We start from the raw sequence: 15,303 nt of genomic DNA on the forward strand, positions 1-15,303 counted from the left end.
AAAATACGGGAAAGTCCTATAGCAGGGCTCTATACCCCCGAATGGCCATGAAAAAATACGGGAAAGTCCTATAGAAGGCTTCTATACCCCTGAACGACGTGAAAAAAATACGGGAAAGTCCTATAGCAGGGCTCTATACTCTCGAATGGCCATGAAAATTACGGGAAAGTCCTATAGAAGCACTCTATACCCCTGAATGGTCATGAAAACCTTTCGAAAAGTCTTATAGTAGTGCTCTCTATCCTTACTCGAAGCTCATTGTTCATTAAACTGTTCTCTTTTCAATAATTTATTGAACATTTCTCATGTACAATAGAGACAGATAAGAATAGAAGATAAGTTAGGTGATTACTATAATAGCTGTAAGGAAATTTATCTTTGCCGTACTCGGTTTACTTTCATTTGCTATGGGTGTCGTCGGTGTGATTATGCCGCTCATACCAGGGATTCCTTTTTTCTTATTTGCTTCCTATTGTTTCCTGAAAAGTTCAAAACGACTGGAGAAATGGTTTAAAGGAACAACGTATTACGAAAATTACGTTGTCCGTTTTCGTGAAAATAAAGGAATGACGATGAAAGAAAAGGTGCGTATTAATATAGTGGCGGACTTTTTCATCATTATATCTATTATTATTGTAGATATATGGGCAGTAAAACTAATTATTTTCACGTTAGGGATTATAAAACATTATTATTTCATTAAGAAAATCCCTACGCTACCACCGAATCAGGTAAGCGATGAAAGAGAAACCTATTAAGGTTTTTTAATGGATAAAGTGACAATCGGTGACCGAAAAATGGACAAGACTATTTTGAACAGAAACCATTGTGCTATAATGTGCATGGAATCAAGTAAATAAACAAGCAACTAGGTGAATATTTTGACTACAAAACGTGTGTTACCGATCTTATTTTTAATCATGTTTCTCGTTATGCTCGGGTTTGGGATTATTATTCCCGTTCTTCCTTACTATGCGGAAGAAATAGGTGCATCAGCAACTGAACTCGGTTTGTTGATGGCCGTTTATTCATTCATGCAATTTGTCTTTGCACCGATGTGGGGGAGGGTGTCCGATCGAATTGGCCGGAAGCCTGTAATCATGCTCGGTATTTTCGGTTTATCCCTATCGTTTTTTCTTCTCGCATTTGCGACACATTTATGGATGCTTTTTGTCGCAAGAGTTATTGGTGGATTTTTATCAGCCGCCAATATGCCGACAGTTATGGCGTATGTAGCTGATGTGACGTCTGAAGAAGACCGCGGTAAAGGAATGGGAATTATCGGAGCGGCGACTGGGCTTGGGTTTATTTTTGGCCCTGCTGTCGGTGGGGTGTTTTCAAAAATAAGCCTTGAAGCTCCTTTTTACATAGCAGGAACAGTGTCGTTTTTAACAATGATTTTGGTGTTCTTTATTTTGAAAGAATCTGTGCAGCTTTCTGATCGGAAGCAGCGGCCGAAAGTAAAAAGAACAAAAGCAATCGGACAAGCAATGAAAACCCCGATGGCGATGTTGTACTTTTTACAATTTTTCATTGCTGTATCGTTATCCGGTCTTGAAGCGACGTTTGCATACTTCGCTGCTGTAAAAGCAGGGTTAAATGCAGTGTCGATGGGTTACGTTTTCATGATTATGGGTCTTGCAAGTGCGGCGGTTCAAGGTTCGATGGGTACGCTGACAAAGAAATTCGGAGAAATTAAAATCATTCAAGCGGGAATTGTTGTTTCTGCTTTAGGTATGGGCTTGATTTTGTTAACACAAAACTTCCTAACCGCAGCCGTCTTCTTAACGATTTTCGGTATCGGGAATGGAGTCATTCGTCCAAGTGTGTCTTCCTTACTGACGAAACAAGCCAAGTCTGGATATGGAGAAGTGACTGGTTATTTATCTTCTTTCGGTTCGTTAGGAAGAATCATTGGTCCGGTTCTCGGCGGTGCATTGTATATGGTTTGGATTGGCTTGCCATATGTATCAGGGATCGTCCTTTCTGCCATCGCATTTGGATTGTTCATGATTTACATCAAACGGAATAAACTATCTATTGGATGACAAACTCAGGGATCTTCACTGGGTTTGTTTTTCTATATGGATTTAAGTAGGTGATCTTTGACTTTCTGAGCATTTTTGTGGAGAAAAATGCGCTTGGTATGTTGAATTAAGTCAAATGAATGTGACGATATGTGACCTTTTGGGCAATATATGAGCCATGATCTTCGTTATATGTGCCTATTACATATGGATATGGGACCAAGCGGGTGAGATATGCTCCCGGTCATCAGATATATGGACCCAAATTCAAAATATATACGACCAACAAAAAATAACAATTCCATTTTTCGGGTATTGAGAAAGCAGAGGAGGAATAGAGATGAAATATGTCATCATCGGTGGTGTGGCTGCAGGGATGAGTGCAGCGATGGAGATTTATCGAACGGATGAAACAGCAGAAATTACCGTTCTCGAACGTGGTGAAGATTATTCTTACGGGCAATGTGGGTTGCCTTATGTCATTAATGATGTGATTCCTGAGCTGGAGGATGTCGTTGCACGGCGGGTTGAAACGTTTCGAGAAAAGTATGGAATGGATGCACGAATTTCCACAGAAGTCACGAATATTAATGTAAAACATCAAATCGTTTATGGAATCGACTTGGAGACCAGAGATGGTTTTCAAGTTTCCTACGACAAGCTGTTGATTACAACCGGAGCAGATCCTGTCAAACCGAAATGGGAAGGAATTGACTTGAAGGGTGTCCATACGTTGAAAACATTGACGGATACTGAAGAAATCATGCAAGACTTGGATGAAGGTGTGGAACATGTAACAATAGTAGGTGGAGGCTATATCGGTCTGGAAATGGCTGAAAGCTTCAAAACATTAGGCAAAGAAGTGACATTGATTCAACGTGGAGAACAGGTTGCCCCGATTTTTGACTCGGATATGGCAGACCTCATCCATGAGGAAGCGAAACAAAAGGGAATTGACCTGAAACTTGGTGAATCCGTCACAGGATTTTCGGGGAAAGATCGAGTGGAAAGTGTGAAAACCGATCAGCATACTTATTCAACAGACTTCGTATTATTGGCGATCGGTGTCTTGGCCAACACCCAATTTTTACAGGGAACCGGCATTCATTTAAATCCAAGGGGAGCTATTTTAGTGAACCCATATATGGAAACGTCACTGAAAAATATCTATGCAGCGGGAGATTGCGCGACGGATTTTCATCGGATAAAACAGAAGGATGACCATATTCCGCTTGGAACGACGGCCAATAAGCAAGGTCGAATCGCTGGCGCAAATATGGCAGGAAACCCACTTCAGTTCAAAGGAGTTCTTGGCACATCGATCATTAAATTCTTTGATTTAACTTTAGGTCGAGTCGGTTTATCTGAACGTGAAGCTGAACAGTTGAAATTCCCTTACGAAGTCCAAACATCAAAGGCAAATTCTCATGCTGGCTATTATCCTGGAGGGGAAACGCTTCATATGAAGTTAATTTACCATCGCGATTCGAAAAAACTACTCGGTGGGCAAATTATCGGAAAGAAAGGCGTCGATAAACGCGTCGATGTTTTGGCGATGGCATTATATCACGACATGACCATTCACGAACTCGTTGATGTCGACCTATCCTATGCGCCACCTTATAACGGAGTATGGGATCCGCTACAGCAAATGGGTAGAAAAGCTAAATAAATAAAGGAGTGGTAGTGTGAAAGTACTTGTTGTCGGAGCAAACGGACAAATTGGTAAACATTTAGTTTCATTCATTCAAAAGTCAGATGACTTACAAGCAAAAGCGATGATTCGAAAAGAAGAGCAAGCAGCTTATTTTAAAGAGTTAGGCGCAGAAACAGCTATCGCTGATTTAGAAGGTGAAATTGATGATATAGCTGAAGCGGCTAAAGATGTTGATGCAGTTGTATTCACTGCAGGATCTGGACCGAAGACCGGAAAAGATAAGACGATTATGGTTGACTTGGATGGTGCGGTTAAAACCATTGAAGCGACGAAAAAAGCTGGGGTGAAGCGGTTTGTAATGGTCAGCTCATTTGACACAACACGAAAAGCGATTCAAGAAGCACCTGAATCATTCGCACCGTACGTTGCAGCGAAACATTATGCAGATGAGTGGTTGAAAGACACTGACCTTGATTATACAATTGTTCATCCAGGCGGTCTCACAAACGATGAAGCGACGGGTAAAGTGACTGTCGGTATGAGTGGAGAGCTTGGAAAGGTACCACGTGAAGACGTTGCACAAACAATTTTCGCTACGTTGAAAAATGATTCAACAATCGGAAAAGAGTTTCAAGTCATTAGTGGAGAAACACCGGTGGAAGAAGCGGTGAAATCAGTTTAGATGGGAACGCTTGGACATTTGTCCAAGCGTTTTAGTTTTTGGATGAGCTGTCTGCATTTGAGCACTTTCTAATCAGGGATAGAAGTGATTTTTCAATTAGCTACCCCGGAATAGAACGCTCCTAATCGAGGGTAGAGTTAAAATTAGCTGTGCTACCCCGGAATAGAGCGCCTCTAATCGAGGGTAGAGTTAAAATTTAACTGTGCTACCCCTGATTAGAACGCTTCTAATCGAGGGTAGAGCAAAATTTAATCGAGCTACCCCTGAATAGAGCGCCTCTAATCGAGGGTAGAGTTAAAATTAGCTGTGCTACCCCGGAATAGAACGCTTCTAATCGAGGGTAGAACAAAATTTAACTGTGCTACCCCGGAATAGAACGCCTCTAATCGAAGGTAGAGTTGAATTTAGTCGTGCTACCCCTGAATAGAACGCATCTAATCAAAAATAGAACTAAAATTTAGTGTGCTAACTATGAATAGAGCTCGTCGAATTAAAGATAACGCTACCTTATAGCACTCTATCTGCGAATTGAGCTTTAGGAAGTGATCTTCTACTTCACACTTAACCCATATAGCCCCTTATTAATGAAATTGTTGATTAACAGAGACATTTCTTTTGGGCTTTTATCCATATTATTATAGAGCCATAGCTTCATCATTTGAATACATCCATTCACAATAAAGGAGCTGATGTATTCCGTTATGGTTGGGTCAATTTGTTTGGCGGTCATTTGTTCATTTAGTATAAAACGATAAGCAACCAGTGTCACTTTTCGCTGAAAAGTAGAGTCTCCATCATAGTTTAATAATGTTTTACAGTCATCTGCCCTTGAAGCGAGGTATTCAAGGAGCCTTTCCGTCATTTCCTTCGTCTCTTCTTCTGTATCAAAGTTAACTGTGTTTAAGTATTTTTCAAGATCTTGAATCAGTTCGTCTTCAATCTGTTCGACTAAAGCGAATTGATCTGCGTAGTGTGTGTAAAAGGTCGATCGGTTGATGTCTGCCCGTTCACATAATTCTTTCACCGTCACACTGGAAATAGGTTTTTCTTTCAATAAATCCATTAAGCTTTCCTTTAGAACCATGCGAGTATATTGCTTTCTTCGATCTAACCGTTTGTTCATTTCAGCACCTTCTTTGTGAACGTTTTATGGATATCCAACAACTTACTTGCGATGTGTTGGTTTTCTGACATGAGATACAATACTGTTTGTTGTAAATCCAACACGGTGTTTATATAATGATATAGTGGAAATTTGTTTGATGCAAGAGAGGGTGCGTGGCAATCGACATTGCAGCTAAGATTATTAAATATAAAAAATCAATTTTCTTTACATTTATTGCGTTAATGATTTTAAGTGCCATTGCGCAAGTTGGAGTGTCCGTTAATTATAATGTAGCGGATTATTTACCGGAAGATGCTCAATCAACGAAAGCAATGGATATTATGGATGAAGAGTTTGATGGTGCTGTTCCGAATACGAATGTCATGATGAAAGACATGACAATTCAAGAAGCACTTCAGTTTAAGGAACAATTAGAAGCAATCGATGGTGTATCCGACGTCACTTGGCTGGATGATTCCGTTGATTTGAAGCAGCCGCTTGAGATGGCAAATGAAGAGACGGTTGAATCGTATTATCAAAACGGTAATGCGCTTTTCAATTTTACAATCCGCGAAGGCGATGAAGTCGCAGTAACCGATGAAATCTATGAATTGATCGGTGAAGAAAATGCGATGGCAGGGGAAGCACTAGATACAGCGACCCAGCAAAAGATGGCGTTCTCTGAAACAATGTTTGCAGCGGCATTGCTGATACCAACCATCATTATCATACTCATTTTATCGACGAACTCCTGGGCAGAACCGATCTTCTTTTTGACCGCGATCGGTGTGTCGGTCTTGATTAATATGGGAACGAATATTTTTACCGGAGAAATTTCGTTTGTCACATCATCAGTGGCACCGATTCTGCAGCTCGCCGTTTCACTGGATTATGCGATTTTCTTACTCCATAGTTTCAGTGATTATCGGAAAAAGGTAGCGGATCCAAAAGAAGCGATGATTCTGGCAATGAAACGTTCATTCCCAGCCATTATCGCCAGTGCTTCAACAACCTTTTTCGGGTTTATTGCGTTAACGTTTATGAATTTCGAAATCGGTTCAGACTTAGGTTTCAGCCTTGTGAAAGGGATTGTGTTAAGTTTTATCAGTGTCATGGTCTTTTTACCTGCGATGACAATTATGTTCTATAAATGGATTGATAAAACACAACATAAACCGATTATTCCTGAATTCAAGCGAATTGGAAAATGGGTCATGAAGTTTAAGGTCCCAAGCCTGTTAATTGTCTTTGCGTTGATCATACCAGCTTTTTTGGCTCAAAGCGAAATAGACTTTATTTACGGAATCGGTGACCAGCCTGAAAACACAAGGGCTGGAGCAGACATCGCTGAAATAGAACAAGAATTTGGTAAAAATACACAAATGGTCTTACTCGTTCCAAAAGGCGAAGTTGCTAAAGAAGAGCAACTCGTACATGAACTGGAAGATATGAAGCATGTGACAAGTGTTTTAGCTTATGTGAATACCGTCGATCCAGCGATTCCACCAGAATATCTGGAAGAATCACAGGTCGAGCAGTTCTATTCAGAGAATTACAGCCGGATTATTTTACAGACGAACACGGATAAAGAAGGTGAGACAGCCTTCAACGTCGTAGAACAAATTCAAGATAAAGCGAATCAATATTATGCAGAAGATCAAGTCTACTCACTAGGTGAAAGCGTGACATTATATGACATGAAAAACGTCGTCGAGCGAGATAACACGGTTGTGAACGTGTTGACAGTCGTGACGATTGCACTCGTGTTGTTGATTTCATTTAAATCGATTTCCTACCCAGTGATCTTGTTGCTGACGATTCAATCGGCCGTTTGGATTAACTTGGCTGTTCCATATTTCACCGATTCAGCACTCGTGTTTGTCGGTTATTTAATAGTCAGTACGGTACAACTGGCGGCTACGGTTGATTACGCAATACTATTTACAGAGAACTACACGGAAAACCGGAAAGAAATGACAGCCCTTAAAGCGATTAAGAAAACGATCGATGAAAAAATATTTGCTGTAGCCATTTCGGCATCTATTTTATCGAGTGTCGGTTTCATTTTATGGCTGACATCAACCAATCCGGTCGTATCAGCGATTGGTCTGTTATTGGGACGAGGCGCTTTATTGGCATTCATTATGGTCGTCTTTTTCCTACCGGCGATGTTGTTTGTATTTGATAAAGTCATTGGAAAAACAACATGGAAATCCAACTTTTATAAGGAGAAATGATGCATGAAACATATAAAAAAGATTCTTCTTTTGCTGACGGCAGTTGTGTTGGTTGCCTCGACGTTACTGACAACCGTTTCAGCGAATACTGCCGATGATGAAGCGGAAGCTGAAAAAGAGTCGCAAGAGACAGGAGAGACGTCGGGGAAAGATGAAGTGATTTATGCAACATTGTCCCCGACTGGTGAACAGCAAGAACTATATGTCGTCAATCGTTTCGATGTAGTAGATGAAGGAACGATTGTGGACTATGGTGACTATACGAGCGTGAGAAACTTGACCGATATGACAGAAGTCGCGTTGGATGGTGACAAAGTCGAATTTACAGCATCTGATGAAGAATTTTATTATCAAGGGAATATGGAAAAGACTGAGCTCCCATGGTCTATCGGTGTGACGTATTATTTGGATGGAGAAAAAATTTCGCCGGAACAATTGGCGGGAAAAGAAGGTCAAGTGAAAATTGAAGTGGACGCAAAAGCCAATGGGGACCATGGTTCAGCGTTTTTCAACAACTATATGCTACAAGTGACACTACCGTTTGACTCGGCATCATTTTCCAATATCCAAGCACCAGATGGAATGGTAGCAAACGCAGGAAAAACACAACAAGTCACATTTACGTTAATGCCTGAAAAAGAAAAAACATTTACCGTTGAAGCGAATACGACTAACTTTGAATTCGATGGCATTGAAATCTCAGGTGTTCCGTCATCTATGTCGATTGAAGATCCGGAGACAGATGAGATGACGGGTGATATTCGAACGTTATCCGATGCGATCGCTGATTTGAATACCGGTGTCAGTGACTTAGTCGTTGGCGTCAAAGAAATGAACGAAGGCGCCACTGAATTGGTTAGCGGGTCCGCTCAATATCGGGATGGGATTGCAGAACTCGATGGATCATCAGGTGAATTGGTTGATGGCTCAAAGGAAATTGAGAATGCACTACAATCGATGAATGGTTCGTTAAGTGATGTTGACGTTGATACGAGTCAGCAGGATCAATTGGTTGAAGGACTTAAGCAGTTATCTGCTGGTTTGTCGGAAATGAAAGATGGACTGCAAAAGCTTAAAGACAATTACTCTACTGCTTTTCAAGCGTTGGATGGCGCGATGAATGGAATACCTTCGAATATTACTGAAGAAGAACAAAAGCAATTAGAAGCATTGAATGAAATGAAAGCTCCTCAATTCACTGAGGAAGAAATCAAAGCATTGAAAGAAGCAGGCATTGAACAAAAAACGTTACAAAAGCTGCAAAATGTTCAATCTAGTATGGATCAAGCTTCATCGATGATTGGTAAATTGGCAACAGCTTATGAAAAATCACAAATTGCAAAAGGTACTTACTTTGGAACTGAAAAAGAACCAGGTGCAAAAGCAGCTCTCGGAGCGGTAGTCGGTTCATTAGAAGAGACGATTTCAGGATTAAATGAAATGACTACCAACATTGATACGATGGCAAGTGAGATTTCATCTGCGTCTGATGGCATGGAAGGCTTGCAACAATTAAAAGATGGCATTGCTAGTTTAACGAAAGAATACGGCTCCTTCCATACTGGTCTTGCTGAATACACAAATGGTGTCAGTGAACTTTCGAATTCTTATTCAAACATTCATACAGGAATTAATGAATTCGACCAAGGTGTCAGCGAATTGGAAGAAGGCGTCGTTGAATTGAAAGATGGCACACAAGAACTTCATGATTCAACAAAAGATATGCCGCAAGAGATGACTGAAGAAATTGACGAGATGATCTCACAATATGATAAGTCAGATTTCGACCCCGTATCATTTGTTTCTGAGAAAAATGAACAAGTGGACCATGTACAGTTTGTGATCCAAACGAAAAGCATTGAAGTCGAAGAACCGGAAGAAGAGGAACCTGAAAAAGAAGAAAAAAGTAGTTTCTGGGAAAAATTCAAAGCATTATTTTCATAAAGTTCAAAGCAGAAGTGACTCCCTGATGTGGAGTGCTTCTGTTTTTGTTATTATAAGGAATGTCCTCAAGAATTAGTTCAATCACCATATTGATGGTGGGGTGTTGATGGGTATAATTAGAAAGATAACAATGGCATAATGACTTTTATTATGAGTTTCTACATAACAAATTCCAAAGTTCAGTTATACAATTGGAGGGAAACAAAATCATTTCACGTAAAATTATTTCAGCATCTATATCTAGCTCTATATTCGCTATTCTATTAGGTTTGATCATGCCCAATCCGTTTGGGGAAGACATTTCATCACTAACGAATTATTTATTTTCCTTCACGTTAAGCACACCGATCTATTTAATGTATAGTTTTCCAGTGATTTTAACGTACGGAGTGCTAGCTTCCATCCTAAGTGATAAAATGAGCCAATTTTTTGCCGCGAAAATGAAAGATGATCAAATTGAAACGGTTCTATCAGGAATTCTACATGCCTTGTTCGGACTTATTTTATTATTATATAGCTTAGGTGCCTCCATGCTATTTTTTATGACAGACCGAATCCTCGTAAGTAGAAATAGAACGTATAAACCATTACAAGCGGTAAAAAGCTTTGCGTTTCCGTTTGGCGTTTGGCTTATTTTTATGGGAATTGTCTATTTGGAGCATATCGTCAATAAATAAAAAGGTTGGGAAGACGTTTCCCCAACCTTTTTTATCGTTACTGCCAAAGTTTCCACGGATACTCATAAGGAGGTGTGGAAGTGAACTCCATCTCTTCTTTCGTTGTTGGATGTTCCAATACTAATTTATTTGACCAAAGTGCGATTTGCTGACCTGGTTTATTGACACGTTGTCCATACTTTTGGTCCCCATAAAGCGGAAATCCGCGAGACGAAAGCTGAACACGGATTTGATGAGGTCGACCAGTTTGTAGTTTGACGGACAACAATGAAAATCCTTTTTTCTCACTAGCTACTTCGTAATCAAGCACCGCTTTTTTGGCCTCTTTTTCTTTTGGCTTCGCTGTGCGCACAATATTTTTCCTGTGATCCTTCACTAAATAATCTTCCAATTGATCCTTAGATTTTGATGGAACGCCATGTACGACAGCAAGATAAGTTCGCTCAATGGCTTTCCTCCGTAGCTGATCCGATAGGCGAGAAGCGGCTTTTGAAGTTTTTGCAAAAACCATCGCACCTCCAACTGGACGATCTAACCGGTGAACGAGAGCTAAAAACACATTACCTGGCTTCTTATGGCGAACTTTAATGTCTTCTTTTAGTAACGTCAATAAATCTTTATCTTTTGATTGATCTTCTTGAACCGGGATATTGACCGGCTTTTCGACAATTAATAAGTGGTTATCTTCGTATAAAATCGGTATGTTCATTATTGTGCTCCTCTATAACTTGAGATTTGGCTTCATTATCTCAAAACAGTGGGAAAATGAAAAGCCGTTCTCATATAACCCATGATACGGCTGACCGTGTATGTTACAGAACTTTTTAACGAGAAAGCCAATTCCTTCAGGTGTGGTATGAATCGTTAATGCTTTTCCTTTTTTGTCTCACTATGACTGTTTTAATGATACAATTAATATATGAATACTTTTAAACGTAGGAACAAAACGGTTTCTTTATTGAATTATCATTTTGTATTTTGCCCACGATACCGCAGGAAAATCTTTCTCAACCATGCGGTCGAAGAGTTTTTCAAAAAACAAACAAAAGAAGTTTGTGATCAGCTAGGTATTGATATCATTTCTATGGAATGTGACGTAGACCATGTTCATTTGTTCGTTCAGTCGGTTCCAACATTAAGTCCTTCAGACATCATGGCGAAAATTAAAGGTACTACATCCAGAGCCATTAGAAAGGAGTTTGAACATCTTAACCATCTGCCGAGCGTATGGACGCGCTCTTATTTTGTATCGACTGCGGGGAATATGTCGAGTGAAACCATCAAACGTTATGTTGAAGAACAAAAAACAAGGGGTTGATAATCCTTGGAACAAACAATCACCATTAAATTGAAGCTTCAACCCAATCGCTTTCAAAAAAAGTTGTTGGAGAAAATGTCTAAAACGTATATCTGCGTCATAAATGATTTGGTTTCTGAAATGGTTGAATACAAACAACCAACGAAGAAAACTACTAAAAATGTTGTGGCACCACTCCCAAGCGCTGTGAAAAACCAAGCTATCAAAGATGCGAAAAGCGTGTTCACTAAGTCTAAAAAGACTGGATACGCTATGATTCCTATCCTAAAAAAACCCGTTTGTATATGGAATAATCAAAACTATTCAGTTAGCGAACGTGAAATTTCTGTGCCTTTATTTGTTGATGGTAGATCTAAAAGAATTCCGATTCGAGTGCAATGGAACGAAAAGAACAATCGTTTCCAAGAATTAATGAAAGGGAAGCGTGGGACTCTACGCATCACCCAAAAATCTCACAAATGGATAGCGCAAATTTCGGTGACTATTCCGACCAAACCCATTAACGGACACCAATTGATGGGTGTCGATTTGGGATTAAAAGTCCCGGCTGTTGCCGTTACAGAAGGCGGTCAAACAAAGTTCTTCGGTAATGGCCGCATGAACAAATTCAAAAAGCGTTATTTTCGAAAAAAACGCAAATCATTAGGGAAAGCTAAAAAAATCAAAGCGATTCGCACTATTCATGATAAAGAGCAACGGTGGATGAAAAACCAAGACCATCAAATAAGTCGTGCGATAGTTGATTTTGCTATCAAAAACGATGTTTCTGTCATTCGTTTAGAAAAACTTAAGAACATTCGACAGACGGCAAGAACAAGCCGAAAAAACAATCAAAACCTACATTCTTGGTCTTTTTATCGATTAGCGAACTTTATTGAATATAAAGCGAATCTCATTGGTATTGCAGTTGAGTATGTTGACCCTGCTTATACGTCTCAAAAGTGTCCATCTTGTTCTGAAAGGAACAAAGCTGCGGATAGACAATATCACTGTAAAAACTGCGGTTTTTCAACTCATAGAGACAGAGTGGGTGCCATGAATATTATTCATGCACCTCTGATGCATGGTAAAAGTGCATCAGCCTAAGATGCTATATTGCACTGTCTTAGGACGGGGTGCTGATACACCCTTAAGCTTAAGGGTGGTTTCTACCGGAAACGGACGGAAACGGTTCATCACTTAAGAATCCTACTCAAACGTTAGTTTGGGCTTGCCCCTTCAGGGGTGGGAGTATCAAATTTGGTATGTTTTTATTTTTTACAGAGAGAACGTTTGTCATCGGTCAAGAAGCGGTTCAGACGTGGGTGAGTGTGTTCTTAAATGGAATGGCAATCACGGTTCTTTTGTTATTTATCATTCAATGGCTGATTTTAGGTAAATCTTTATTCAAAGAAATTGAAGAGAAGAAAGCAATGTAGTTTTTATGGCTACATTGCTTTTTTAGTGAAAAAAATCGGACATTATTCACTAAGATTGTTAGGCACCTAAAAAGATAAAACTTATATCTTGTTTTTAACGTGCAAAAAAGGTAAGATATTCTTTGTTATTTAGTTAGGGAGGTAAGTAATTTGGTGAGGAATATGCAAGAAAAGCTAGTCTACCAGGTAGGAATGGTAGCTCATTTGTTGGAAAATCAATATAACGATCAACTCGCTGTCCACGGATTAACGGTTGCACAATCTAAGGTTCTTTTTTTACTCGTTGAGAATGGTCCGTTATCACAAGTGGAATTGCAGCAATATTTATATATAAAAGGCTCGACGATGACAGGGATTATAGACTCGCTATTAATGAAAGACTTAGTTGAGAAGTCGGATAGTAAAGTAGATAAACGTTCAAAAATTATTACGATCAATGAAAAAGGCAGAAAGCTTGATCAAGATCTCTGGGAAAATCTAAACGTGCAAGAGAATGAATTAATGGACGGATTTTCTGAAGAGGAAGCAGCTTTGTTCCTGAAATGGTTACAACGAATGAAAAGTAATTTACTTATACAAGAGGAAGGAGTGAAGTAGATGGAGCCAAAACAACAAACAGAGCAGCTAGGTACCGAAAAGATTTCGACACTGCTTCGTAATTTATCTGTACCTGCGTTAATTGGCATGTTTGTCATGACTTTATATAATGTCGTAGATACGGTTTTTATTTCCTACGGTGTCGGAATTGAAGCGGTTGCTGGAACGACGGTAGCGTTTCCGATGATGATGATTATGTTGGCTGTCGCTGCAGCACTCGGTGTCGGTGGTTCGTCCGTTATTTCCAGACGCCTTGGAGCTCAAAAGCCAGAAGAAGCAAATCTCATATTCGGCAATATCATTACATTGATTCTCTTAGTCAGTGTGGCAGGAATATTGATTGCGTTATTCACACTTGAACCATTACTTGTCCTATTTGGTGCAACACCATCAACCATCGGGTATGCCATGGATTATATGTTCCCAATATTACTTGGAACATTTTTCTTTGCCAGTGGTTTCGCGGCGAACAATCTCGTGCGTGCGGAAGGGAATGCCAGATTTGCAATGGTCTTGATGATTATCCCTGCTGCGATTAATATTGCACTTGATCCAATTTTCATTTTTGGCTTGAATATGGGTGTGCAAGGAGCAGCGATTGCGACAGTAATCTCTCAAGCAGCTGTTTTCGGTATGATCTTTAATTATTACGCACGAGGCAAAAGTTCGTTGAAATTCTTTTTTGAAAATATGAAGTTGAAATCGGCAATTGTTAAAGAAACATTATCCGTTGGTATGCCGGCGTTTATTCAACAATCGGCAGGAAGCATTTTGGTGATCGCTGTTAATGCGATGCTCATCGAATATGGAACCGAGTTTTATGTAGGTATTTATGGAATCATCCAGCGTATTGTCATGATTATGGCACTTCCAATTATGGCTGTCATGCAGGGGATGATGCCGATTGTCGGTTACAATTATGGGGCACAAAATTATGACCGAATGAGAGAAACCATATGGTTAACGCTAAAGGTTGTAACGATCAGTGCTACCTCTATCACGATTATATTACTAGCAATCCCAGGACCGTTTTTACGTATTTTTACGGCAAATCCAGAAGTTATTGAAGAAGGTTCAACAGCGATGCGAATTTTATTTGCCGTATTCTTCGTCGTCGGCGTACAAATTGTAGCTGGAGGATTATACCAAGCTTTAGGAAAACCGAAGCAAGCATTAATCCTTTCATTGTCTAGACAGCTACTGATTCTCATTCCGCTCGTATTAATCCTTCCACCATACTTCGGTGTAATTGGCGTTTGGTTAGCATTTCCGATATCAGATCTGTTAGCGGTCGTGTTAGCCGTATACTTATTATACCGAGACCGAGCTCCAATGTTGGTAAAAGGAAAAGACGAGGATTCAGAGAAGAAGAATGTACCTGTGATGAGTTAAGTCAAATATAAGTTCAATTAATCGCCCAACTGCGTAGCGTTTGCTATTCTAAGATTGGGCGGTTTTTTTACGCTTTTTTATTGATTGAGGTTGGATCGGTTGTTTATATATAAGACATTCCGAGAAGAAATCGCGCTCGTTCGGGTGAATAGAACGTCTCTATAGGGCTTTCTGAGAAAAAATCGCGCTCGTTCGAGTGTATAGAACGCCTCTATAGGACTTTCCGAGAAGAAATGGCGCTCGTTCGAG

General features: G+C 39.9%; 14 protein-coding genes. 12 read left to right on the plus strand and 2 right to left on the minus strand.

What is annotated here, in order from left to right; all coding sequences use genetic code 11:
* Positions 1-344 precede the first annotated feature (344 nt).
* The 4 genes from FPQ10_RS09030 to FPQ10_RS09045 all read left to right on the plus strand — a co-directional run bounded on the left by FPQ10_RS09030 (position 345) and on the right by FPQ10_RS09045 (position 4,366).
* A complete protein-coding gene (locus FPQ10_RS09030; protein ID WP_255439842.1) occupies positions 345-758 on the plus strand; it encodes a YbaN family protein in 414 nt (137 codons plus the stop codon).
* Between the two features lie 123 nt (positions 759-881).
* Complete coding sequence (locus tag FPQ10_RS09035) at positions 882-2,048, plus strand: MFS transporter (RefSeq protein WP_144163182.1); 1,167 nt, start codon at positions 882-884, stop codon at positions 2,046-2,048.
* A gap of 319 nt (positions 2,049-2,367) precedes the next feature.
* A complete protein-coding gene (locus FPQ10_RS09040) occupies positions 2,368-3,699 on the plus strand; it encodes a CoA-disulfide reductase (RefSeq protein WP_144163184.1) in 1,332 nt (443 codons plus the stop codon).
* A 16-nt stretch (positions 3,700-3,715) separates the two neighbouring features.
* On the plus strand, positions 3,716-4,366 hold the full coding sequence (locus FPQ10_RS09045; RefSeq protein ID WP_144163186.1) for an SDR family oxidoreductase: 651 nt from the start codon (positions 3,716-3,718) through the stop codon (positions 4,364-4,366).
* Positions 4,367-4,916: 550 nt separating this feature from the next.
* Here the strand turns inward: FPQ10_RS09045 and FPQ10_RS09050 are convergent.
* Positions 4,917-5,489, minus strand: coding sequence for a TetR/AcrR family transcriptional regulator (locus FPQ10_RS09050; protein WP_144163188.1), 573 nt, complete (start codon positions 5,487-5,489; stop codon positions 4,917-4,919).
* 155 nt (positions 5,490-5,644) lie between these two features.
* On the opposite strand from FPQ10_RS09050, the gene FPQ10_RS09055 reads away from it, so the two are divergent.
* The 3 genes from FPQ10_RS09055 (at position 5,645) to FPQ10_RS09065 (ending at position 10,329) form a co-directional block, all read left to right on the plus strand.
* Positions 5,645-7,708 (plus strand): efflux RND transporter permease subunit, encoded by a 2,064-nt coding sequence (locus FPQ10_RS09055; protein ID WP_255439844.1) that lies wholly within the window; start codon positions 5,645-5,647, stop codon positions 7,706-7,708.
* Positions 7,709-7,711: 3 nt separating this feature from the next.
* Positions 7,712-9,652 (plus strand): YhgE/Pip domain-containing protein, encoded by a 1,941-nt coding sequence (locus tag FPQ10_RS09060; protein WP_144163190.1) that lies wholly within the window; start codon positions 7,712-7,714, stop codon positions 9,650-9,652.
* Between the two features lie 275 nt (positions 9,653-9,927).
* A complete protein-coding gene (locus FPQ10_RS09065; RefSeq protein WP_255439846.1) occupies positions 9,928-10,329 on the plus strand; it encodes a hypothetical protein in 402 nt (133 codons plus the stop codon).
* 37 nt (positions 10,330-10,366) lie between these two features.
* Here FPQ10_RS09065 and FPQ10_RS09070 read toward each other — a convergent pair whose 3' ends face one another.
* The gene (locus tag FPQ10_RS09070; protein ID WP_144163194.1) at positions 10,367-11,038 is read right to left on the minus strand and encodes an RluA family pseudouridine synthase; all 672 of its coding nucleotides are present in this window, start codon (positions 11,036-11,038) and stop codon (positions 10,367-10,369) included.
* Between the two features lie 210 nt (positions 11,039-11,248).
* Between FPQ10_RS09070 and tnpA the strand changes: the two genes are divergently transcribed.
* The 5 genes from tnpA to FPQ10_RS09090 all read left to right on the plus strand — a co-directional run bounded on the left by tnpA (position 11,249) and on the right by FPQ10_RS09090 (position 15,054).
* The gene (gene tnpA, locus FPQ10_RS09075; RefSeq protein ID WP_144163196.1) at positions 11,249-11,647 is read left to right on the plus strand and encodes an IS200/IS605 family transposase; all 399 of its coding nucleotides are present in this window, start codon (positions 11,249-11,251) and stop codon (positions 11,645-11,647) included.
* A 6-nt stretch (positions 11,648-11,653) separates the two neighbouring features.
* Positions 11,654-12,733 (plus strand): RNA-guided endonuclease InsQ/TnpB family protein, encoded by a 1,080-nt coding sequence (locus FPQ10_RS09080; protein ID WP_144163198.1) that lies wholly within the window; start codon positions 11,654-11,656, stop codon positions 12,731-12,733.
* A gap of 158 nt (positions 12,734-12,891) precedes the next feature.
* Complete coding sequence (locus tag FPQ10_RS13105; RefSeq protein WP_186278631.1) at positions 12,892-13,065, plus strand: hypothetical protein; 174 nt, start codon at positions 12,892-12,894, stop codon at positions 13,063-13,065.
* A 153-nt stretch (positions 13,066-13,218) separates the two neighbouring features.
* Positions 13,219-13,662, plus strand: a complete 444-nt coding sequence (locus FPQ10_RS09085; RefSeq protein ID WP_255439848.1) for a MarR family winged helix-turn-helix transcriptional regulator — start codon at positions 13,219-13,221, stop codon at positions 13,660-13,662.
* A complete protein-coding gene (locus FPQ10_RS09090) occupies positions 13,663-15,054 on the plus strand; it encodes an MATE family efflux transporter (protein ID WP_144163200.1) in 1,392 nt (463 codons plus the stop codon). It abuts the gene before it with no gap.
* Positions 15,055-15,303: the final 249 nt, after the last annotated feature.

This window comes from Allobacillus sp. SKP2-8, assembly GCF_007559355.1.
Lineage (GTDB): Bacteria > Bacillota > Bacilli > Bacillales > Alkalibacillaceae > Allobacillus > Allobacillus halotolerans.

What these genes read in the sequence shown, in the direction of transcription:
- FPQ10_RS09070 (WP_144163194.1), bottom strand. Translation starts at nt 11,038, where the DNA reads ATGAACATACCGATTTTATACGAAGATAACCACTTATTAATTGTCGAA.
- tnpA (WP_144163196.1), top strand. Translation starts at nt 11,249, where the DNA reads ATGAATACTTTTAAACGTAGGAACAAAACGGTTTCTTTATTGAATTAT.
- FPQ10_RS09040 (WP_144163184.1), top strand. Translation starts at nt 2,368, where the DNA reads ATGAAATATGTCATCATCGGTGGTGTGGCTGCAGGGATGAGTGCAGCG.
- FPQ10_RS13105 (WP_186278631.1), top strand. Translation starts at nt 12,892, where the DNA reads ATGTTTTTATTTTTTACAGAGAGAACGTTTGTCATCGGTCAAGAAGCG.
- FPQ10_RS09060 (WP_144163190.1), top strand. Translation starts at nt 7,712, where the DNA reads ATGAAACATATAAAAAAGATTCTTCTTTTGCTGACGGCAGTTGTGTTG.
- FPQ10_RS09050 (WP_144163188.1), bottom strand. Translation starts at nt 5,489, where the DNA reads ATGAACAAACGGTTAGATCGAAGAAAGCAATATACTCGCATGGTTCTA.
- FPQ10_RS09065 (WP_255439846.1), top strand. Translation starts at nt 9,928, where the DNA reads ATGCCCAATCCGTTTGGGGAAGACATTTCATCACTAACGAATTATTTA.
- FPQ10_RS09090 (WP_144163200.1), top strand. Translation starts at nt 13,663, where the DNA reads ATGGAGCCAAAACAACAAACAGAGCAGCTAGGTACCGAAAAGATTTCG.